The sequence below is a fragment of the Pseudomonas putida genome (genome assembly GCF_002741075.1).
Classification (GTDB): domain Bacteria; phylum Pseudomonadota; class Gammaproteobacteria; order Pseudomonadales; family Pseudomonadaceae; genus Aquipseudomonas; species Aquipseudomonas putida_T.
The window spans coordinates 3,370,964-3,390,680 of the sequence record NZ_CP016634.1 but is presented as its reverse complement, the minus strand read 5'-3'; the positions used below and the strand labels follow the sequence as shown (position 1 = coordinate 3,390,680).

General features: G+C 63.0%; 20 protein-coding genes. 10 read left to right on the top strand and 10 right to left on the bottom strand.

Translation table 11 applies throughout. From position 1 onward, the window contains the following. Positions 1 to 77 precede the first annotated feature (77 nt). Positions 78 to 1,133, top strand: coding sequence for an AraC family transcriptional regulator (locus IEC33019_RS15900; protein WP_070092121.1), 1,056 nt, complete (start codon positions 78 to 80; stop codon positions 1,131 to 1,133). Here the strand turns inward: IEC33019_RS15900 and IEC33019_RS15895 are convergent. Beyond that, a complete protein-coding gene (locus IEC33019_RS15895) occupies positions 1,090 to 2,544 on the bottom strand; it encodes a TrkH family potassium uptake protein (RefSeq protein WP_070092120.1) in 1,455 nt (484 codons plus the stop codon). The genes IEC33019_RS15900 and IEC33019_RS15895 overlap by 44 nt on opposite strands. 158 nt (positions 2,545 to 2,702) lie before the next feature. Here IEC33019_RS15895 and IEC33019_RS15890 point away from each other — a divergent pair, with 158 nt between their 5' ends. Further along, positions 2,703 to 3,260, top strand: a complete 558-nt coding sequence (locus IEC33019_RS15890; RefSeq protein WP_070092119.1) for a nitroreductase family protein — start codon at positions 2,703 to 2,705, stop codon at positions 3,258 to 3,260. Positions 3,261 to 3,353: 93 nt separating this feature from the next. Here IEC33019_RS15890 and IEC33019_RS15885 read toward each other — a convergent pair whose 3' ends face one another. The 6 genes from IEC33019_RS15885 to IEC33019_RS15860 form a co-directional block, all read right to left on the bottom strand. After that, the gene (locus IEC33019_RS15885) at positions 3,354 to 4,691 is read right to left on the bottom strand and encodes a sensor histidine kinase (RefSeq protein ID WP_070092118.1); all 1,338 of its coding nucleotides are present in this window, start codon (positions 4,689 to 4,691) and stop codon (positions 3,354 to 3,356) included. 60 nt (positions 4,692 to 4,751) lie between these two features. Beyond that, positions 4,752 to 5,168 carry an LTXXQ domain protein gene (locus tag IEC33019_RS15880; RefSeq protein WP_070092117.1) on the bottom strand — a complete coding sequence of 139 codons (417 nt, stop codon included), beginning with the start codon at positions 5,166 to 5,168 and terminating at the stop codon, positions 4,752 to 4,754. Between the two features lie 173 nt (positions 5,169 to 5,341). Continuing rightward, the gene (locus tag IEC33019_RS15875) at positions 5,342 to 6,019 is read right to left on the bottom strand and encodes a response regulator transcription factor (protein WP_070092116.1); all 678 of its coding nucleotides are present in this window, start codon (positions 6,017 to 6,019) and stop codon (positions 5,342 to 5,344) included. A gap of 7 nt (positions 6,020 to 6,026) precedes the next feature. Further along, positions 6,027 to 6,413 (bottom strand): translation initiation factor 2, encoded by a 387-nt coding sequence (locus tag IEC33019_RS15870; RefSeq protein ID WP_070092115.1) that lies wholly within the window; start codon positions 6,411 to 6,413, stop codon positions 6,027 to 6,029. A gap of 97 nt (positions 6,414 to 6,510) precedes the next feature. Continuing rightward, a complete protein-coding gene (locus tag IEC33019_RS15865; protein ID WP_070092114.1) occupies positions 6,511 to 6,810 on the bottom strand; it encodes a YciI family protein in 300 nt (99 codons plus the stop codon). 1 nt (position 6,811) lies between these two features. Next, entirely contained in the window at positions 6,812 to 7,408 is a 597-nt protein-coding gene (locus tag IEC33019_RS15860; RefSeq protein ID WP_070092113.1) for a septation protein A, read from the bottom strand. A gap of 67 nt (positions 7,409 to 7,475) precedes the next feature. Here IEC33019_RS15860 and IEC33019_RS15855 point away from each other — a divergent pair, with 67 nt between their 5' ends. From IEC33019_RS15855 to IEC33019_RS15830, 6 genes are all read left to right on the top strand, one after another. After that, complete coding sequence (locus IEC33019_RS15855) at positions 7,476 to 8,336, top strand: PHP domain-containing protein (protein WP_070092112.1); 861 nt, start codon at positions 7,476 to 7,478, stop codon at positions 8,334 to 8,336. Positions 8,337 to 8,349: 13 nt separating this feature from the next. Next, complete coding sequence (locus tag IEC33019_RS15850; protein WP_070092138.1) at positions 8,350 to 8,979, top strand: L-threonylcarbamoyladenylate synthase; 630 nt, start codon at positions 8,350 to 8,352, stop codon at positions 8,977 to 8,979. A 125-nt stretch (positions 8,980 to 9,104) separates the two neighbouring features. Continuing rightward, positions 9,105 to 9,803, top strand: coding sequence for a segregation and condensation protein A (locus IEC33019_RS15845; RefSeq protein ID WP_170831758.1), 699 nt, complete (start codon positions 9,105 to 9,107; stop codon positions 9,801 to 9,803). A gap of 23 nt (positions 9,804 to 9,826) precedes the next feature. Further along, positions 9,827 to 10,588, top strand: coding sequence for an SMC-Scp complex subunit ScpB (gene scpB / locus IEC33019_RS15840; RefSeq protein WP_070092110.1), 762 nt, complete (start codon positions 9,827 to 9,829; stop codon positions 10,586 to 10,588). 214 nt (positions 10,589 to 10,802) lie between these two features. Then, on the top strand, positions 10,803 to 11,879 hold the full coding sequence (gene rluB, locus IEC33019_RS15835; RefSeq protein WP_070092109.1) for a 23S rRNA pseudouridine(2605) synthase RluB: 1,077 nt from the start codon (positions 10,803 to 10,805) through the stop codon (positions 11,877 to 11,879). Between the two features lie 627 nt (positions 11,880 to 12,506). After that, a complete protein-coding gene (locus tag IEC33019_RS15830; RefSeq protein ID WP_170831755.1) occupies positions 12,507 to 13,925 on the top strand; it encodes an amino acid permease in 1,419 nt (472 codons plus the stop codon). Between the two features lie 78 nt (positions 13,926 to 14,003). On the opposite strand, the gene IEC33019_RS15825 is transcribed toward IEC33019_RS15830, so the two are convergent. Beyond that, positions 14,004 to 15,353 carry an NCS2 family permease gene (locus tag IEC33019_RS15825; RefSeq protein WP_070092106.1) on the bottom strand — a complete coding sequence of 450 codons (1,350 nt, stop codon included), beginning with the start codon at positions 15,351 to 15,353 and terminating at the stop codon, positions 14,004 to 14,006. A 358-nt stretch (positions 15,354 to 15,711) separates the two neighbouring features. Here IEC33019_RS15825 and IEC33019_RS15820 point away from each other — a divergent pair, with 358 nt between their 5' ends. Next, positions 15,712 to 16,467 carry a GntR family transcriptional regulator gene (locus IEC33019_RS15820; RefSeq protein ID WP_070092105.1) on the top strand — a complete coding sequence of 252 codons (756 nt, stop codon included), beginning with the start codon at positions 15,712 to 15,714 and terminating at the stop codon, positions 16,465 to 16,467. A gap of 239 nt (positions 16,468 to 16,706) precedes the next feature. Then, positions 16,707 to 17,405: an aquaporin Z gene (aqpZ, locus tag IEC33019_RS15815; protein ID WP_070092104.1), complete on the top strand. Its 699-nt coding sequence runs from the start codon at positions 16,707 to 16,709 to the stop codon at positions 17,403 to 17,405. Between the two features lie 86 nt (positions 17,406 to 17,491). On the opposite strand, the gene guaD is transcribed toward aqpZ, so the two are convergent. Further along, positions 17,492 to 18,796, bottom strand: a complete 1,305-nt coding sequence (gene guaD / locus IEC33019_RS15810; protein WP_070092103.1) for a guanine deaminase — start codon at positions 18,794 to 18,796, stop codon at positions 17,492 to 17,494. Positions 18,797 to 18,806: 10 nt separating this feature from the next. Further along, a complete protein-coding gene (gene xdhC / locus IEC33019_RS15805; RefSeq protein WP_070092102.1) occupies positions 18,807 to 19,652 on the bottom strand; it encodes a xanthine dehydrogenase accessory protein XdhC in 846 nt (281 codons plus the stop codon). Between the last annotated feature and the right edge of the window lie 65 nt (positions 19,653 to 19,717).

Genomic DNA, 19,717 nt, shown 5'->3' with positions numbered 1-19,717 from the left:
GCCGGCCAGTGACCAAAGGCGCCAATTGAGTATCTTTTCGATTCGCCGCATGAAGCGGTCAGCACAAGAAGCCTGCCATGAGCGAGAGAACCACGTCAGCCAGCTGGGCATCAGGGATTGTCAAAGCGCTCGAGCTGGAAGGGCTCGACTGCCAAGCCATGTTCAAACAGCTCGGGCTGGATTTCGCCGCCCTCGACGATCCTGACGCGCGCTTTCCCCAGGACGCCATGACTCGTCTGTGGCAATTGGCGGTGGAGCTTTCAGGCAACGAGGCGATCGGGCTGAACATGGCCCGGGTGGTGCGCCCAGCGTCGTTCCATGTGGTGGGGTATGCGCTGATGTCCAGCCGTACCCTGGCCGAGGGTTTCGAACGCCTGGTGCGTTATCAGCGAATCATTGCCGAGAGCGCCGACCTCAGCTTTTGCCTGGGGCCGGAAGGTTACTCGCTGGTGCTGACCGTGCATGGCGACCACCTGCCACCCACCCGCCATAGCGCCGAGGCGTCGCTGGCCTGTGCGTTGTCCTTGTGTACCTGGCTCAGCGGCCGCTCTATCCAGCCGCGCCGGGTGTTGATCCAAGGGCCTCAGCCGAAGAACATCGAGCCGTACAAGGCGGCGTTCCACGCGCCCTTGGTGTTCGGTGCGCCCCATGACGCGCTGGTGTTCGAGCGGGCTGACATGGAGGCTCCCCTGCCGACGGCCAACGAGGCCATGGCCGTGCTGCACGACCGCTTTGCCGGGGAGTATCTGGCACGCTTCTCGGAAAGCCGGGTGACCCATAGGGTCCGCCAGGTGCTTTGCCGCGTTCTGCCCCAGGGCGAGCCCAAGCGCGAAACCCTCGCGCAGGCGTTGCACCTGTCCCAGCGCACCTTGCAGCGTCGCTTGCAGGAGGAGGGCACCAGCTTTCAGACCTTGCTCGACGACACCCGCCGGGAACTGGCCGAGCAGTACCTGGCCCAGCCCGGCATGACCTTGCTGGAAACTGCCTATCTGCTGGGATTTGCCGACCCGAGCAACTTCTACAGGGCGTTCCGCCGCTGGTTCGATGTCACACCCAGCGAGTACCGTGCCCGCCGGGAGGCAGAGCCGGTCAGTGACGCCAGAACGCCGGCATGCACAACACCAGCACCGTGATGATCTCCAGCCGGCCGAGCAGCATGCCGCCTGAGAGGATCCACTTGGCCGCATCCGGCAAGGTCGCATAGTTGCCGGCAGGGCCAATCACCTCGCCCAGGCCCGGGCCGACGCCGGAGACGGTGCCCGCCGCGCCGGTCAGGGCGGTCATCCAGTCCACGCCCAGCAAGGACAGCAGCAGGGCGATGACACAGATGGTGACGGCGAAGAAGAACGAGAAAGTCAGAATCGAGCGCACGATCTCTTCGTCGAGACGGTGGCCGTTGTACTTTTGCTTGATCACCGCGCGAGGGTGAATCAATTGGTTGAGGCTCGCCTTGAGCAGGATGTAGGCGACCTGGAAACGGAAAATCTTGATGCCGCCGGCGGTGGAGCCGGAGCATCCACCGATGAAGCCCAGATAGAAAAACAGCATCAACGAGAAGTTGCCCCACAAGCTGTAGTCACCCAAGGCGAAGCCGGTGGTGGTGACCACCGACGTGACGTTCAGTGCCACGTGGCGCAGAGCGTCGAGCCAATGCAGATTGGTGGTGGCCCAGTACCAGGTGCCTAGCACCAGCCAGGTGGTCACGAGCAAGCCGAGCAGGCCCTGGACCTGCTGGTCGCGGATCAACGCCTTGCGGTTGCCGCGCAGGGTGGCCACGTACAGGGTGAACGGCACGCTGCCCAGGATCATCACAACCACCGCCACCCAGTGCACGGCCGGGATGTCCCACTTGGCCAGGGATTGATCGGAGGTGGAGAACCCGCCGGTGGAGATCGCCGACATGGCGTGGTTGATGGCGTCGAACGGCCGCATGCCTGCCCACCAGAACGCCAGGCTGCCGAATACGGTGATGCCGACATACACCGCCACGATCGACTTGGCGACCATGTGCGATCGCGGCATGACCTTTTCGGAGCGGTCCGAGGATTCGGTCTGGAACAGGCGCATGCCACCGATGCGCAGCAGCGGCAGGATCGCCACCGCCATGCCGATGAAGCCGATACCACCGAGCCAGTGCAGCATCGAGCGCCACATCAGGATGCCGGGTGACATGGTGTCCAGCCCGCTGAGCACCGTGGCGCCGGTGGCGGTGATGCCGGACATGCTTTCGAAGAAGGCGTCGGTGTAGCTGATGTGCTGGGTCAGCAGGAACGGCAGGGCGGCGAACACGCACACCACCAGCCAACTGCTGACCGTCAGCAGGTACATGTCGCGAGGACGCAGGTGGACATGCTCGGGCCGTCCCTGGACGACCAGCGCCAGGCCGGCGATGAAGGTGATCAGGCTCGACCAGAGGAACGAAGGCATGTCGCCGGTGCGTTCGAAGACCACCAGGGTCGCCATGGGCACGACCATGCTGACTGCCAGGGTGATCAGGAAGATGCCGATGATGAAACCAATGATCCTTAAGGTCGGCAACGCCATGTGATCTGCTCTGACTCGAAACGTAAAGGGCGCCATTTTAAGCCGCAGGCGCCAAGCTGCAAGCGGTAAGCGTGAGAGGATGTTTTCTTGCGGCTTGCAGCCTGTGGCGTGCAGCTTGAGAATGGCCGCACTTTTTCAATCTGCCAGGAGGGTAGCCCATGGAGGCTCTCGACGCATTGCTCAACCGTGTTTCCGTGCCACGCCTGACCGACCCGGCGCCCAATGCCGCCCAGCGCGAAGCGCTGTTCCAAGCGGCCTTGCGCGCCCCGGACCACGGCCAGCTGCGCCCATGGCGCTTCCTGACCATCGAGGGCGCGGCCCGCGAAAAGCTCGGAGAGCTGTTCGCCGAAGCGGTCCAGAGAAAGGGTGATGCCAGCCAGGCGGCGCTGGACAAGGCGCGGGCCATGCCGCTGCGGGCGCCCTTGCTGATCGTGGTCGTGGCGCGCCTGCAGGACCATTTCAAGGTGCCCAAGTCCGAGCAGCGCCTGGCAGCCGGTTGCGCGGCCCATGGCATCCTCATCGCCGCCCACGCCCAGGGGATCGGCGCGGTCTGGCGCACTGGCGACATGGCATTTGATGCTCATGTGCATCAGGGGCTGGGGCTTGCCGCGAACGAAGAGCTGATTGGCTACCTGTATGTCGGTACCCCCATGGCCGAGCCACGTACCGCGCCTGTTCTGGTGACTGCCGATTTCGTCAGCACCTGGGGCGAGTGATTCATTGGGGCCGCTGCGCGGCCCTTTCGCGGCACAAGGCCGTTTCTACAGGCCTGTGTAGGAGCGGCCTTGTGCCGCGAGGAGAAAGGCCTGTCAGCCCACGACGAGGTCGCAGGGCAGCTCCAGCGTCGCAACGAACCCGCCCTGCGGGTGATTGCCCAGCACCAGACTTCCGCCATGTCGCTCCGCCGCTCGCCGGGCGATGGCCAGGCCCAATCCATGCCCGGGCGCTTCCTGCCCAGGCGCGCGGAAAAACGGCTCGCCCAGTTGCGCCAGGTGCTCCTCGGCCACGCCAGGACCATGGTCTCGCACACTCACGACGATGCGCCCTTGCTCACGTTCGGCATGAATCTCGATCGATTGACCTGCCGGGTTGAAGCGCAAGGCATTGCGCACCAGGTTGTCCACCGCGCGCTCGATCAGTGTGGGCCAGCCTTGCAAGGTCAGGCCGGGTGCCGCCTGCAGGCGTATCTCCTGCTCCGGGGCACTGAGCTGGGCGTCCTTGCGCACGCTGCCGAGCAACGCGTTGAGGTCCACCGGCTCGGCATGGGCTTGCTCGGCGTCGACCCGGGCCAGGGCCAGGATCTCGCTGATCAGGTCTTCCAGGCGATCGCACTCGCGGGTCAGGCGCGGCCACAGGGCCTGGCGCTGCTCAGGCTCAGCGCGCTCGGCCAAGGCCAGGGCGATGCGCAGTCGCGCCAACGGTGAGCGCAGTTCATGGGAAACGTCGCGCAGCAGCTGGCGTTGGCTGCCGATCAGGCTTTGCAGGCGCGCACCCATCTTGTTGAAGTCATTGGCCAGTACGCCGAACTCGTCACGCCGGGACGCCAGTCGCGCCAGGCTGTTCTGCTGATAACTGGTCTGCCCCAAGTCGTGCACCGCACCGCGCAGCCGGCTCAGCGGGCGCGTGATGGACAGCGTGACGAACAGGCTGAACAGCGTCAGCACAACTAGGGCGATCCCCAAGGCGCTCAGCGGCCACAGCAGGCTTTCGCGGTGCCAGGCATTGAGCGCTGGGTGCGGAATGCGGTAGATCAGCAGGTAGGTCTCGCCACTGTCAGGGCTGGTGTACTCCTGGGTCAGACGACGCCAAGGCAGGCGGCGCTGGTCGTTGTGCTGATGCGCCTCGAAGGCGGCGGCGCGACGCGGGAAAGTGCCCGGCACCACGGCCTCGCCACTGTCGTTGAGCACCTGTACATCGATGCCAAAGCGGTGCTTGCGCCGCTCCAGAAAACGCTGTGCGGACTCCAGACCCTCTTGCTCATAGTGCTGGGTCCAGCGGCTGGCCAGGGTATTGAGGCCCGGATGGCGACTGAGGATCCAGGCATCCTGGTTGAGCATGTGGCCAAGCAGGATCGATAAACCTGCGACCAAGGCGATGGCCAGCCAGAAGCTGGCCAGGATGCGCCAGAACAATGACCGCAAGAGCACCTCCTGAAAACAAGAAAAGCCCGGCCCGCTGGGAGGCGGGTCGGGCGCGGGGCTGTCAGCTTACTGGGCCTTGGTGCCTTTTTCAGCTTTCCAGGCCTGGAACTCCTGCCACTCGGCTTTACGGGTGGCGCGTTCCTTTTGCAGTTCGTCGAACTTCTTCTGCTGGTCAGGCTTGAGCAGGGCGCGGATATCGGCCTGGGTCTTGTCGTGGCTGGCTTTGATCTCGTCTTTCATGGCTTTCTGGTCGGCAGCCGGCAGCTTGGCGATGTAGCGTTCGGTGATGTCGCGGCGGTGCTTCATTTGATCGCCCATCAGCTTGCCGATTTGCTGGCGTTGCTCGCGGCTCAGGTCCAGTTGGGCGAAAGGCGCGTCACCGCGATGATGCCAGCCACCGTGGTGCGGACCGCCTTCGGGCATGGCCATGGCCACGGTTGGCAGGGCGGCGGCGAACATCAGGGCGATAAGGGTCTTGCGCATGGTGTTTCTCCTTTCATGGGCCGGTGGTTACCGGATGAGCCCAGTCTAGGGAAAGCAAGGTCAAGGGCGGTCAGGTGAGCGTAAAGACTTGGTAAAGGTTCGAGCTACAAGCTATGAGCTGCGAGCTACAAGACCGAACCGTGGTGGAAGAGGGCCTTCTTGCAGCTCGCCGCTCAGAGGCTGTAGTAGTAACCGCGGCTGCGCAGGGCAACGATACGAGGGCGGCCATCAGGGTGCGGGCCGACCTTCTTGCGCAGGTTACTCACATGCATGTCCAGGCTGCGGTCATAGAGGGTCAGCTTGCGGCCCAGGGCGATCTGCGCCAGTTCCTGTTTGTCCAGTGGATCGCCAGGCTGGCGCAGCAGTGCCTCGAGAATGCGACTTTCGGAAAGCGTGAGGGTCATTTCGCGAGCATCGACACTGACCACGCCCCGCACAGGACTGAAGGTCAGGTCGCCGACTTCGAGCTGGGTGCTGCCGGTAGCCGGGTGGCTGCGGCGCAACACCGCGCGCAGACGGGCGGTAAGCTCGCGTGGATCGCAGGGCTTGGCCAGGTAGTCATCGGCGCCCAGCTCCAGGCCCAGAATGCGGTCCAGAGGCTCGCCGCGGGCCGAAAGCATCAGCACCGGCAGTTCCGCATGCTCGGTTCGCAGTTGCTTGAGCAGCTCCAAGCCACTGCCGTCAGGCAGCATTACATCCAGCACCACGGCCGCCGGCGCGTGGGCGGCCAGCGCCTGGCGCGCGCTCTGGCCGTCATGGCAGGCACGTACGGTGAACCCTTCCTGGCTCAGCCAGCTGCCGAGCAGCTCGCAGAGTTCCTGGTCATCATCAATCAGTAACAGCTCGCTCATGACTCACTCAATTCAACCATTGACGGCGTCTTCTGTGTCCGCCACTGGCTAAGATACCGCAGACAGCCGAAAACAGTGCAACGGCCGAACCGATCACGAACCACAGCTGCTGGTCGCTGAGCAGCGGGACCGGGGCGCTGGCCTGCAACTCCTTGAGCGAAAGCTTCAGGCGCTGGTTTTCCTGGCGCAGCCGTGCGAGCTGGGCATTGTCCTGCTCACTCTGGGTGTCTTGCAGTTGTTGGTTGAGCGCGGCACGTTGCTGCTCACTGTCCTGCAGGCGTTGCTGCAGTTCGGTGATCTGCGCGGCAGCGGTCAACGACAGTGGTTCTTCGGCAATGGCAAAAGGGGACAGCGACAGCAGGCAAAGCAGCAGGGACATCGGACCTCGGCGCATTGGAACTCCTGATTCCTATCGGTTCAGAAGGTTGTCGGCCGCAGGTCGTAATAGATGAGTGCGGGCCTCATGATCACGCCATGAGGCCCGCCCCCAATCAAGGCAGGACTTGCTTGAAAGGCTTGACCACGACCTTGTCGTACACGCCGGCAGCGATGTACGGGTCGGCATCGGCCCAAGCCTGGGCGGCGGCCAGGGAGTCGAATTCGGCGACGATCAGGCTGCCGGTGAAGCCTGCGGCGCCTGGGTCGTTGCTGTCGATCGCCGGGTGCGGGCCGGCCAGGACCACACGGCCTTCGGCCTTGAGCTGCTGCAGGCGCTCGATGTGCGCCGGACGGGCCGCCAGGCGTTTTTCCAGGGAACCTTCGACGTCGCTTGCGATGATGGCGTAGAGCATGTCAATCCTTAGGTTTGGAAGTGGAGGGGTCGCTGTCATGCAGGTGGCGCGACAGATACACGCCCTGGGCCACCAGGAAGATCACGGTCATGCCCAGGCTGCCGAACACCTTGAAGTCGACCCAGAAGTCCTGGAACGTGAACGCGACGAACAGGTTGGCGGCGCCGCACACCAGGAAGAACCCGATCCATGCCAGGTTCAGGCGCGTCCAGATAGCATCCGGCAGGCTCAGGGCGTGGCCCATGATGCGTTTGATCAGGACTCGGTCGCCGACAAAGTGACTGCCGGCGAAGGCCAGGGCGAACAGCCAGTTCACCACCGGCGCTTTCCACTTGAGGAAGGTTTCGCTATGGAAGGCCAGGGTAAGGCCACCGAATACCAGGCAGGCGACCAGGGTCAGCAACTGGCCCTTCTCGAGCTTGCCGTGGCGCAGGAACAGCGCGCCATAGACCACCAGGGAACCGAGGATCAGCACTGCCGTGGCGCTGTAGATGCCGCCGAACTCGACGCTGTGGCCAGCGATTTCGACCGCGCGCGGGTCGAGTTTGTAGACGATGAAGAACAGCAACAGCGGGATGAAATCGATGAATTGTTTCACAGTGGCAGCCAGAAGCGGGATGTGACGGCATAATAACAAACATCGATTCCAGCGAAAGCGCTCCTCCATGAATGTTGATCTGCACTGTCACAGCACGGCCTCCGACGGCGCCTTGTCGCCTTCGGCCCTGGTCGCCCGGGCCCACGAGCATGGGGTGCAGACGTTGGCACTGACCGACCACGACACCATCGAAGGCCTGGCCGAGGCGCGTCAGGCCTGCCACGCCAACGGCATGCGCTGGGTCAGTGGGGTGGAGCTATCCTGCACCTGGGGTGGCGCCACGATCCATGTGCTGGGCTATGACTTCCCGCTCGACGCACCGCCGCTGCTCGAGGCTATCGAGGCCTTGCACCGTGGCCGCTGGTTGCGCTCCGAGGAAATCGACCGACGGCTCGCGGCCAAGGGCATGCCCGGCACGCTCGAAGGCGCCAGGGCGGTGCAGCAGGAGCTGGGTGACAGCGGCAACGCCCCGGCGCGTCCGCACTTTGCCGAGTTCCTGGTGCGTGCTGGCCACGTCAAGGACCGCGGCGAGGCGTTTCGCAAGTGGCTGGGCGCCGGCAAGCTGGGCGACGTCAAGCTGCACTGGCCGACCCTGGAGGAAACCGTCGCCACGCTGCGTCGGTCCAACGCTTGGGTGAGCCTGGCCCATCCCATGCATTACGAATTGACCCGCAGTAAGCGCAGACGGCTGATTGCAGACTATATTCAGGCAGGCGGGCAGGCGTTGGAGGTGGTCAACGGGATGATGCCGGCCGAACAGGTGGGCACGATGTCCATCCTCGCCCGTGAGTTCGGCCTGCTGGCAAGTGCCGGCAGTGACTTCCACGGCCCCGGCACCTGGGGCGAGATCGGTGCCTATCGGCCATTGCCCGAGGATCTGCCACCTTTGTGGCGCCGATTCAGCCATGAACAGCCTATGGCGGTATGAACAGGACGACTACGTGAGCCAATTTTTCCAGATTCATGCGGAAAACCCGCAGGCGCGCCTGATCAAACAGGCCGTCGAGATCATCCGCAAAGGCGGTGTCGTGGTCTATCCGACCGACTCGGCCTATGCGATGGGCTGTCAGATCGGTGACAAGACCGCCGTGGAGAGGGTCCGACGGCTGCGCCAGCTGGACAAGAACCACAATTTCACGCTGCTGTGCTGCGACCTGTCGCAGATGGGGTTGTTCGCCAAGATCGACACAGCCACCTTCCGTCTGCTCAAGGCGCACATTCCCGGGCCCTATACCTTCATTCTCAACGCCACGCGGGAAGTGCCCAGGCTATTGATGCATGAAAAACGTCGCACCATCGGCCTGCGGGTCCCGTCCAACCCCATTGCCCGGGCACTGCTCGAAGAGCTGGGCGAGCCCTTGATGAGCGTGAGCCTCATCCTGCCCGGTGACGAAGAGCCGATGACCGACCCCTACGAGATCCGTGCGCGTCTGGAGCATCATGTGGACCTGATCATCGATGGCGGCTTCGGTGACCTCAAGGCCTCCACGGTGATCAGCCTGGAAGGCGATGAGCCGGAAGTCATCCGCGTTGGCTGTGGCGATCCCGCGCCCTTCCTGGCACCCGCGTGAGCCAGGTGCAGGACGCCGAGGCCCTGGCCGCCGACAGCGAGGCGCCGCAACAGCTGCAATTGGCGCTGGTCTATGGCGAGGCCCTGACCGAACTGCCGCTGGATCTGTACATCCCTCCCGATGCCCTGGAAGTGTTCCTCGAAGCCTTCGAAGGCCCGCTGGACCTGCTGCTGTACCTGATCCGCAAACAGAACATCGACATCCTCGACATCCCCGTGGCAGAGATCACTCGCCAGTACATGTCCTACGTCGAGCTGATGAAGAGCGTACGCCTGGAGCTGGCCGCCGAGTACCTGGTGATGGCCGCCATGCTTGCCGAGATCAAGTCGCGCATGTTGCTGCCGCGCTCCAGTGAAGTCGAGGAGGAAGAAGGCGACCCGCGTGCCGAGCTGATCCGCAGACTGCAGGAATACGAGCGCTTCAAGGCCGCCGCCGAAGGTCTCGACGAGCTGCCGCGGGTAGGTCGGGAGATCGTCGTACCGCGCCTGGAGGCGCCGCAGGCCAAGGTCCGCAAGCTGTTGCCCGATGTTTCCCTGGAGGAAATCCTGCTGTCCATGGCCCAGGTGATGCGGCGCAATGACCTGTTCGAAAGCCATCAGATCACCCGCGAGACCTTGTCGACCCGCGAGCGCATGAGCGAAGTGCTCGAACGCCTCAAGGGTGGCGGCTTCGTGCCGTTCATCGAGCTCTTTGCCGTCGAGGAAGGCAAGTTGGGGGTGGTGGTCACCTTCATGGCGATTCTCGAACTGGTGAAGGAATCGCTCATCGAACTGGTGCAGAATGAGCCTTTTGCCCCGATCCATGTCCGCGCCCGGGCCGAGTGACCACGAGCAAGCCTTTCCTACCGATGAACCTGAACGAACCCCGTGATCTGGCCTCGCTGATCGAAGCCTTCCTCCTGGCCTCTGGCAAGCCGCAGTCGCTCGAGCGCCTCTACGAGTTGCTCGAAGAGGCCGAGCGTCCCGCGCCTGCGGTCTTCAAGAAAGCGTTGGAGATCCTGGCCAAGTCCTGCAATGGCCGCGCCTTCGAGCTCAAGGAGGTGGCGACCGGCTACCGTCTGCAGATCCGCGAGGACTTTGCGCCCTGGGTCGGCCGCCTGTGGGAAGAGCGTCCGCAGCGCTATTCCCGCGCGCTGCTGGAGACCCTGGCGCTGATCGCCTATCGCCAGCCGATCACCCGCGGTGAGATCGAGGATGTGCGTGGTGTGGCCGTGAACAGCAACATCATCAAGACCCTGATGGAGCGTGAGTGGATCCGTATCGTCGGTTATCGCGAGGTGCCCGGTCGGCCGGCGATGTTCGCTACCACCAAGGCATTGCTCGATCATTTCAACCTCAAGAGTCTGGATGAGTTACCGGCCCTGGCCGAACTGCGCGAGATGGACACCGAGCCGTTGCTGGATCCGGATGACGCGCCGGTGCCTGCGCACTTGCAGGCGCTGGCCGATGCGAGCCTGGGCGCGGACGAGGAGGGCGAGGCGCCGCCGCGAGAGGAGACCAGCTTCCGTACGCTGCTGGTGGAACTCGATGCGATGGAGGAGGGGCTCAAGACCGATTTCGATGATGTGCGAGATGAGGCTGCCAATGTCGAGGATGAGCCTGAGCCGTAGACCGTTCTGGCTCGTTCGCGGGTAACCCTGTACAGATACAGCGAGGCTGCTCGTGAAGGGGATGCAGCACCTTCGGGCGGAAACTCACAGCCCCGTCGAGAAAACCCGCTAGTCTCCAGTGCGTTCGTCCACCGAACCGCGTATGATGCGCGCCCCTTTGGCGCATCCGTCGCCAAAAAAACGATTTTCACTACTTACACCGGGAGGTGCCCAGATGAGTGACCAAGACCTGCAAGAAACCCAACCCACCCCGCCGTCCGGCGAAAAGCTGCAGAAGGTGCTGGCGCGTATCGGCGTCGGCTCGCGTCGTGACGTCGAGGCCTGGATCAGCCAGGGTCGTATCAAGGTCAACGGCGTCGAGGCCACCCTTGGCCAGCGCGTCGACCTGCACGATGCCATTGCCGTCGACGGCAAGCTGATCAAGCGCGTGGAGGCCGCCGAGGCCACCCGCCGGGTGATCATGTACAACAAGCCTGACGGCGAGATTTGCACCCGCGACGACCCGGAAGGCCGTCCGACCGTGTTCGACCGCTTGCCGCGTCCGAAAGAAGGGCGTTGGATCAATATCGGTCGTCTGGACATCAACACCACCGGCCTGCTGCTGTTCACGACCGACGGTGAACTGGCCAACCGCCTGATGCACCCCTCCTACGAGATGGACCGTGAATACGCGGTGCGTGTGCGCGGTGAGGTCGACGACGACATGGTCGATCGTCTCAAGGCGGGTGTGATGCTCGAGGATGGCCCGGCGAAGTTCACCGACATCCAGAAGGCCCCGGGTGGTGAAGGCTTCAACCACTGGTACCACTGCGTGGTGATGGAAGGTCGTAACCGTGAGGTGCGTCGCCTGTGGGAATCCCAGGGGGTGGTGGTCAGCCGCCTGAAGCGCGTGCGCTTCGGTCCGGTGTTCCTCAATTCCGACCTGCCGATGGGGCGCTGGCGTGAAATGACCCAGGGCGAGATCGACATCCTGGCAGCCGAAGTCGGCCTGCAGCCGGTGGCATTGCCAGCGTTGAACCTCAAGGCCAAGGACAAGCTCGAGCGTATGCAGCGCAAGTCCACCCGCCCGCTGGGTCGTGGCGAGCGCGTGCGGACCCTGCGTCCCGCGCAGGCCCAAGAGGGGCAGGCCGAACGTCCGGCACGTGAGCGTCCGGTGCGTGAAGACGCTGCGACACGTAAGGGCGGACGCAGCAGCACGGTTGCCGAGCGTCCGAGCGAGATGCGTAAGCGCCCAGCCAAGCCAGAGGCGGACAAGCCGGCAGGCCGTGGCCGCGGCAAGCCGCGTGGCTGATTGCTCAGCGTCATCTAGAAGGGGCCGCATCGCGGCCCCTTTTTTGTGTCTTCAGAAATCTAACGTGTTGATCCGGCGCGATTTTTCCTGCGATCTGGAAACTCTGCCGACCGCCTTGTAACAATTTCTTTACGAAATGCGGCCTTTTTCGCAGGCCTACCTACGGGTGTAAACAGATTTTGCCAAACACCCCATTCCAGAGCGACTACCCCGCCATTTGCCCCCTTGTCCAACCTCTCGCCGCACGCTGATATAGCGCCCATGCCGTGTGCAGGGCCTGGCCGCAGAGCTGGGCATCGAAAACAACAAATGGAGGCGCCATGTACGCCGATCACTCTGCCTTTTCAGGCCATCCCCCCAGGATCGCTGCGTTTTTTCATCAGGAAATGACGCAACGCGTTGACGCCTGCGCGTACGCAGGGGTATACAATGCGCCGCGTTTTACCTGTGACCCCAATGCGTACCGCGCACTCTTGCTGACGCCTGGTTGAGTCACCCGGGGCCTGCCCCTCGGTGTCATCACCCCCGTCCAAGAAACCCAAGGTAACCACCTTGCCCATTCCGCTGCGCCACGAGCGCGGTGGGTCCGATTCCGTCACAGATAAAAACAAGCAGGTGACTTCGTTCATGAGTGGACAAAACATGCCTTCAGGCGAGCTCAAGCGTGGCCTGAAGAACCGCCATATCCAGCTGATTGCCCTGGGTGGCGCAATTGGTACCGGATTGTTCCTGGGCTCGGCCGGCGTGATGAAGTCGGCTGGTCCGTCGATGATTCTCGGCTACGCCATCTGCGGCTTCATCGCCTTCATGATCATGCGCCAACTGGGCGAAATGATCGTCGAAGAGCCGGTTGCCGGTTCCTTCAGCCACTTCGCCCACAAGTACTGGGGCGGTTTCGCGGGCTTCTTGTCCGGCTGGAACTGCTGGGTGCTGTACATCCTGGTCGGCATGTCGGAGTTGTCCGCCGTCGGCAAGTACATCCACTACTGGTGGCCGGAGATCCCGACCTGGGTCACTGCGGCGGGCTTCTTCATCCTGATCAACGCGATCAACCTGATGAACGTGAAGGTGTTCGGAGAGGCCGAGTTCTGGTTCGCGATCATCAAGGTGCTCGCCATCGTCGGCATGATCGGCCTGGGTGCCTATCTGCTCACCAGCGGCAGCGGTGGTCCTGAAGCTTCGGTGACCAACCTGTGGGCCCATGGTGGCTTCTTCCCCAATGGCGTGAGTGGCCTGGTAATGGCGCTTGCGATCATCATGTTCTCCTTCGGTGGCCTGGAAATGCTGGGCTTCACCGCGGCCGAGGCCGACAAGCCAAAGACCGTGATCCCGAAGGCGATCAACCAGGTCATCTACCGCATCCTGATCTTCTATATCGGCGCGTTGGTGATCCTGCTGTCTTTGACCCCGTGGGACAGCCTGGTCGCCAGCATCGATGCTTCCGGCGGCAGCTATGGCAGCAGCCCGTTCGTTCAGGTCTTCTCGCTGCTCGGCAGTGATGTTGCTGCCCACCTGCTGAACTTCGTGGTCCTGACCGCGGCGTTGTCGGTGTACAACAGCGGCACCTACTGCAACGCCCGCATGCTCTACGGCATGGCCGAGCAAGGCGACGCTCCGGCTGGCCTGGCCAAGATCGACAAGCGCGGCGTGCCAGTCCGTTCGATCCTGGCCTCGGCTGCCGTGACCCTGGTCGCGGTGCTGCTGAACTACTTCATGCCGCAGCATGCGCTGGAGCTGCTGATGTCGCTGGTGGTGGCTGCCCTGGTGATCAACTGGGCGATGATCAGCTACTCGCACCTGAAGTTCCGTCAGCACCTGGACCGTACTGGCCAGAAGGCGCTGTTCAAAGCCCTGTGGTACCCGTACGGCAACTATGTGTGCCTGGCCTTCGTGGTGCTGATCCTGGGGATCATGCTGCAGATCCCGGGCATTCAGGTCTCGGTGTACGCGATTCCGGTCTGGCTTGTGGTGATGTATGCCTTTTATGTACTCAAGAGCAAACGTAGTGGGCAGGCATCCGGTACCGCCGGCTCCGTAGCCAAGTAAGGCGAATACCTACAAAAAAACCCGATGGCAGGAGACTGCCATCGGTTTTTTTTGTTTGTGCAACGAAGGGCGCCAGGCTCAGAGGAACACGAATTTGGCGATGAAGATCACGCAAAGGACCCAGAGGCTGGCGGAGATTTCCTTGAACTTGCCAGTCCCGGCCTTGAGCGCCACATAGCTGATGAAGCCCAGGGCGATGCCGTCGGCGACCGAGAAGGTCAGTGGCATCATGATCACGGTAACGATCGCAGGAATGCTGTCGGTCGCCTCGTCCCAGTGGATGTGCGCCATGCTGCCCATCATCAACATGGCCACATAGATCAGGGCGCCAGCGGTAGCGTAGGCGGGGATCATCCCGGCCAACGGTGCGAAGAACATCGCGGCGACGAACAGCAAACCGACGACCACGGCAGTCAGGCCAGTGCGGCCACCGGCGGCAACGCCTGCGGCACTTTCCACGTAGCTGGTCACAGGCGGCACGCCGACTGCGGCGCCGAACACGCTGGAGGCGCTATCGGCCTTCAGTGCCCGAGACAGGTTCTCGATGCGGCCGTCTTCACCGACCAGGTTGGCCCGCTGGGCTACGCCCATCAGGGTGCCGGCGGTGTCGAACATGTGCACGAACAGGAACGCCAATACCACGCTGATCATGCTGACGTTGAACACGCCCGCCACATCCATGGCCATCCAGGTCGGAGCCAGGCTCGGCGGCAGCGAGAACACTCCGCCATATTGGACCAGGCCCAGGCCCCAGCCAGCCAGGGTGACACTGATGATGCTGATGAGGATCGCGCCGAACACGCGGTGATAGCTGAGCACCGCGATCATCAGGAAGCACACCGCCGCCAGCAGTGGACCAGGCTCATGCAGAGAACCCAGCTTGATCAGCGTGGCAGGGCTGTCGACGACGATACCGGCGGTCTTCAGGCCGATCAGTCCGAGGAACAGGCCGACCCCCGCGCCCATGGCGTGGCGCAGGCTGACCGGAATGCTGTTAAGCAGCCATTCGCGCACGCGTGAGAGGGTCAGGGCCATGAACAGCACGCCGGACACGAACACTGCACCCAGCGCCGCCTCCCAGGTGTAGCCCATGGTGCCGACCACGGTGTAGGTGAAGAAAGCGTTGAGCCCCATCCCGGGGGCCAGGCCCACTGGCCAGTTGGCGTAGAGGCCCATCAACAGGCAGCCCAGGGCCGCGGCGATACAGGTGGCAACGAACGCCGCACCATGGTCGATACCGGCATCGGCCATGATGTTGGGGTTGACGAAGATGATGTAGGCCATGGTGATGAAGGTGGTCACCCCGGCGATCAGCTCGGTCCTGACGGTGCTGCCGTGTCGCTTGAGTTTGAAAATCCGTTCCAGCCAACTCGTTTCGAGCGGTGGAGCGAGATCCAGCGTAGGGGCTTCGGATTTGCGGCTTTCCACAGCGAGTACTCCTCAAGTCTTTCTTGTTGTTTCGGAGCCTTGGTCCTGCGCCAATGCACTTGGGCGGCTCCGCGAGGGGATTGGCAGACGTCTGACCGATTTATTGACTTTCGAGTCAGAAAGTTGCTCGCTGGATTATGCTGTTGTGTACAAATAATGCAAATAATGTTTTATTTTTTGTGTGCGCGATCTGTCGCGTAGTGGCTATATGGGAAAGGCCACCTGCAGAAATCGAATGGCCTGTGTACAATAGGCCGATACCTTGGTCCCTTTATTTTCTATCCAGGACTTGCCAGCCACCTTCTGACAGGCAATACAGTCAAGGCATCGACTGGCAGGCCCTCGTGCTCGAGAACCCATGAACGAACAGCTGCAACCTCTGAAGAAACCTGCGCGAAACGGCAAGGCCGGCCGCAGCGGTACCCAGGACGACATCGTCTATGCGCATATTTTCGAGGCCATCCTCGAGCAGCGCCTGGCACCGGGCACCAAGTTGAGCGAGGAAGCGCTGGGCGAGATCTTCGGCGTCAGCCGCACCATCATCCGTCGTGCCTTGTCGCGCCTTGCCCACGAAAGCGTCGTGCTACTGCGACCTAATCGTGGTGCGGTGGTGGCGAGCCCCACGGTGGAAGAGGCGCGCCAGGTGTTCTTCTCGCGTCGCATGGTCGAGCGCGCCATCACCGAGCTTGCCGTGCAGCACGCCACGATCGAGCAACTGAACGAACTGCGCCAGATGGTCCGCGAGGAGCGCGACAGCTTCTCCCGTGGTGACCGGGGTGCGGGTATCCGCCTTTCCGGCGAGTTCCACCTCAAGTTGGCCGAAGCGGCCGGCAATGCCCCCCTGATCAGCTTCCAGCGCAGTCTGGTTTCGCAGACCTCGCTGATCATCGCGCAATACGAAAGCGGCAACCGTTCGCACTGCTCCTACGACGAGCACATGCAGTTGATCGACGCCATCGAGGCCCGTGACGCGGAGCTGGCGGTGAATCTGATGATGCACCACATGGATCACATCGACACCAAGCTGAACCTGGACGAGGAGGGCGCCTCCGATGACCTGCACGCCGTGTTCTCGCACCTGCTGAAAAAGCCTAAGGTGCCTGTCAAAGGTTGATCCTTCGCCCGTTCCCCGGGCAGGCCCTATCTTTCAACGCCACCGTTTCCCTGCCGGAAGCGGTGGCGTTTTTCATTTCAGTCCCGCGCTGACTGCGAGCAAGGCGGAAGATTAGCGCTGACGCGGTGTACGAGGGTTACTGGCCATTGGCCAAGGCTCTGCTAGATTGTTTTTTGCAAACCTTCATCAAGCAGTTGGGCTTGCGCATCCAATGCGTTCCACTACTTGAGGAGAGGTCCATGAGTATGTCCCTGGGCAAGCGCATGGGTGCCGAGCTGGTCGGCACCTTCTGGTTGGTCCTTGGTGGTTGCGGCAGCGCGGTGTTGGCCGCGAGCTTTCCAACTGGCATCGGTATCCTGGGTGTCGCCTTCGCATTTGGCCTGACGGTGCTGACCATGGCGTTTGCCATCGGCCACATTTCCGGCTGCCACCTCAACCCTGCGGTATCGTTCGGGCTTGTGGTGGGTGGGCGGTTTCCAGCCAAAGAATTCGTGCCCTACGTGATTGCCCAGGTGATCGGGGCGATCCTGGCGGCAGCGGTGATCTACTTCATCGCCAGCGGCAAGGCGGGGTTCGAGCTGTCATCGGGGCTGGCTTCCAACGGGTACGCCGATCATTCGCCGGGCGGGTACTCGCTGGCGGCAGGCTTTGCCAGCGAGGTGGTGATGACCGCGATGTTCCTGGTGATCATCATGGGCGCCACCGACACGCGCGCGCCAGCAGGCCTGGCACCCATCGCCATCGGCCTGGCGCTGACGCTCATTCACCTGATCTCCATTCCGGTGACAAACACCTCCGTCAATCCTGCGCGCAGCACCGGCCCAGCCCTGTTCGTCGGGGGCTGGGCATTGCAGCAGTTGTGGTTGTTCTGGGTGGCGCCGTTGATCGGCGCGGCGATCGGCGGCGCGTTGTACCGAGGGCTGGCGCGCGAGCCCTAGGCTGGGTACGAACGGTATCTGCCTGTGCATTGAAACGGGGCGCTGGCTCGCCCCGTTTCGGCTTGTGTGACCTTCGCGTGAAGGCTTTAGCGCTGGTGCACGCAGCGACCGGCGGCGTAGGTTTCACGCACGGTGCGGTCGTCGCCCAGGGTGGTGAGGACGAACAGGGTCTCTTCGATGCTGTTGGACTGCTGGATGCGGTAGTCCAGCAGCGGGGTGGCCTTGTAATCGAGTACCACGAAGTCGGCATCGTTGCCCGGACGCAGGCTGCCGATGCGATCGTCCAGGCGCAGGGCGCGGGCCCCGCCGAGGGTCGCCAGGTACAGCGACTTGTAGGGATGCAGGCGCGCGCCCTGCAGTTGCATGACCTTGTAGGCCTCGTTCAGGGTGTTGAGCAGCGAGAAGCTGGTGCCGGCACCCACGTCGGTGCCCAGGCCCACGTTGACCTTGAAGCGCTCGGCCTGAGGGAGGTTGAACAGCCCGCTGCCCAGGAACAGGTTGGAAGTGGGGCAGAAGGCTACAGCCGAGCCGGTTTCGGCCAGGCGCTGGCATTCTTCATCGCACAGGTGCACGCCGTGGGCGAATACTGAGCGCTCGCCCAGCAGTTCATAGTGGTCATAAACGTCCAGGTAGCCCTTGCGCTCAGGGAACAGCGCCTTGACCCAGTCGATTTCCTTGACGTTCTCCGACAGGTGGGTGTGCATGTACAGCCCTGGGTATTCCTTGAGCAACTGGCCGGCCAGGGTCAGTTGTTCCGGGGTGCTGGTGGGTGCGAAGCGTGGGGTCACCGCATAGTGCAGGCGGCCCTTGCCATGCCAGCGTTCAATCAGCGCCTTGCTTTCGGCGTAGCCGGACTCGGCGGTGTCGGTCAGGTAGTCAGGAGCGTTGCGATCCATCATCACCTTGCCGGCGATCAGGCGCAGGTCCAGACGCTGGGCTTCTTCGAACAGGGCATCGACCGACTCGGGATGGACGCTGCCGAACACCAGCGCGCTGGTGGTGCCGTTGCGCAGCAGTTCCTTGAGGAAGATCTTGGCCACCTGGTCGGCATGGGCCTTGTCGGCGAACTGCTTTTCGCAGGGGAAGGTGTAAGTGTTCAGCCAGTCAAGCAGTTGCTCGCCGTATGAGCCGATCATTCCGGTCTGGGGGAAATGGATGTGCGTATCGATGAAGCCCGGAGTGATCAGGGCGTCCTGGTGGTGAATCACTTCGACGTCGGCGCCTAGGCTCGGCAGCAGGTCGCTGGCGTGCCCCAGTGCACTGATGCGGCCCTCTTCGACCACCAGCAGGCCGTCTTCGTAATATTCGTGGGAAGCGTCAAGGCCCACCTCGGCCGGGTCGGCGATGCTGTGAAGGATGGCGGCTCGGTAGGCTTTGCGGGTTGCGCTCATAACGTTCTCGTCAATTGGCTTGGCTGCGCCGGGAGGGCGGCAGCAATTGGGCGATTGGGCCTGAGTTGGCGGCAGCGTCGTGCTGGCCGAAGCAGGCGTTGTAGGTGGCAATGATTTCCGCGGCGATGGACACGGCGATCTCGATCGGCAGCTTGCCCTTGACCTCGGCCAGGCCCATCGGACAACGCATCCGCGCCACGACGGCGTCGTCGTAGCCGCGTTCGCGCAGGCGGTGCTCGAACTTGACCCGTTTGGTCTTCGAGCCGATCAGGCCGAACCAGGTGAAATCATTGCGCTTGAGAATGGCGGCAGTCAGTTCAAGGTCGAGCTGGTGGTTGTGGGTCATGACGATGCAATAGCTGCCCGCTGGCAGCTCGGCGACTTCCTCGACCGGCTCCTCGCTGACGACCTTGGTCACACCATTGGGGATGACCTCAGGGAACTCCTGCTCGCGCGAATCGATCCAGCGCACCCGGCAGGGTAGCGCGGCGAGCAAGGGTACCAGAGCGCGGCCGACGTGGCCCGCGCCGAACACCGCGATCTGCGCCTGCACCGCAGCCATTGGCTCGAACAGCAGCACCGTGACGCCGCCACAGCATTGGCCAAGGCTCGCCCCCAGGCTGAAGCGCTCGAGATGCGGGGTGGTGCGTTGTTCCTCGAGCATTTGCCGGGCAATGTGCAGCGCCTTGTACTCCAGATGGCCGCCGCCGATGGTGTCGAACAGGTCGGTGGCGCTGACCACCATCTTCGAGCCGGCGTTGCGGGGCGTCGAACCGCGCTCTTCGATGATGGTCACCAGAACGCAAGCTTCACCGCGGGCCTGGTGGTCGGCGAGGGCGTTGATCCATTGGTGCATGATGCAACCTCTCTAAGTTGCGCCACGGACCCTGTGGGGGCGGGTTTGTCCGCGAAGACGATGGC

What these genes read in the sequence shown, in the direction of transcription:
- IEC33019_RS15870 (WP_070092115.1), bottom strand. Translation starts at nt 6,413, where the DNA reads ATGCGCCGAGGTCCGATGTCCCTGCTGCTTTGCCTGCTGTCGCTGTCC.
- IEC33019_RS15900 (WP_070092121.1), top strand. Translation starts at nt 78, where the DNA reads ATGAGCGAGAGAACCACGTCAGCCAGCTGGGCATCAGGGATTGTCAAA.
- IEC33019_RS15830 (WP_170831755.1), top strand. Translation starts at nt 12,507, where the DNA reads ATGAGTGGACAAAACATGCCTTCAGGCGAGCTCAAGCGTGGCCTGAAG.
- IEC33019_RS15895 (WP_070092120.1), bottom strand. Translation starts at nt 2,544, where the DNA reads ATGGCGTTGCCGACCTTAAGGATCATTGGTTTCATCATCGGCATCTTC.
- xdhC (WP_070092102.1), bottom strand. Translation starts at nt 19,652, where the DNA reads ATGCACCAATGGATCAACGCCCTCGCCGACCACCAGGCCCGCGGTGAA.
- rluB (WP_070092109.1), top strand. Translation starts at nt 10,803, where the DNA reads ATGAGTGACCAAGACCTGCAAGAAACCCAACCCACCCCGCCGTCCGGC.
- IEC33019_RS15875 (WP_070092116.1), bottom strand. Translation starts at nt 6,019, where the DNA reads ATGAGCGAGCTGTTACTGATTGATGATGACCAGGAACTCTGCGAGCTG.
- IEC33019_RS15855 (WP_070092112.1), top strand. Translation starts at nt 7,476, where the DNA reads ATGAATGTTGATCTGCACTGTCACAGCACGGCCTCCGACGGCGCCTTG.
- aqpZ (WP_070092104.1), top strand. Translation starts at nt 16,707, where the DNA reads ATGAGTATGTCCCTGGGCAAGCGCATGGGTGCCGAGCTGGTCGGCACC.
- IEC33019_RS15865 (WP_070092114.1), bottom strand. Translation starts at nt 6,810, where the DNA reads ATGCTCTACGCCATCATCGCAAGCGACGTCGAAGGTTCCCTGGAAAAA.
- IEC33019_RS15880 (WP_070092117.1), bottom strand. Translation starts at nt 5,168, where the DNA reads ATGCGCAAGACCCTTATCGCCCTGATGTTCGCCGCCGCCCTGCCAACC.
- IEC33019_RS15890 (WP_070092119.1), top strand. Translation starts at nt 2,703, where the DNA reads ATGGAGGCTCTCGACGCATTGCTCAACCGTGTTTCCGTGCCACGCCTG.
- IEC33019_RS15820 (WP_070092105.1), top strand. Translation starts at nt 15,712, where the DNA reads ATGAACGAACAGCTGCAACCTCTGAAGAAACCTGCGCGAAACGGCAAG.
- guaD (WP_070092103.1), bottom strand. Translation starts at nt 18,796, where the DNA reads ATGAGCGCAACCCGCAAAGCCTACCGAGCCGCCATCCTTCACAGCATC.
- scpB (WP_070092110.1), top strand. Translation starts at nt 9,827, where the DNA reads ATGAACCTGAACGAACCCCGTGATCTGGCCTCGCTGATCGAAGCCTTC.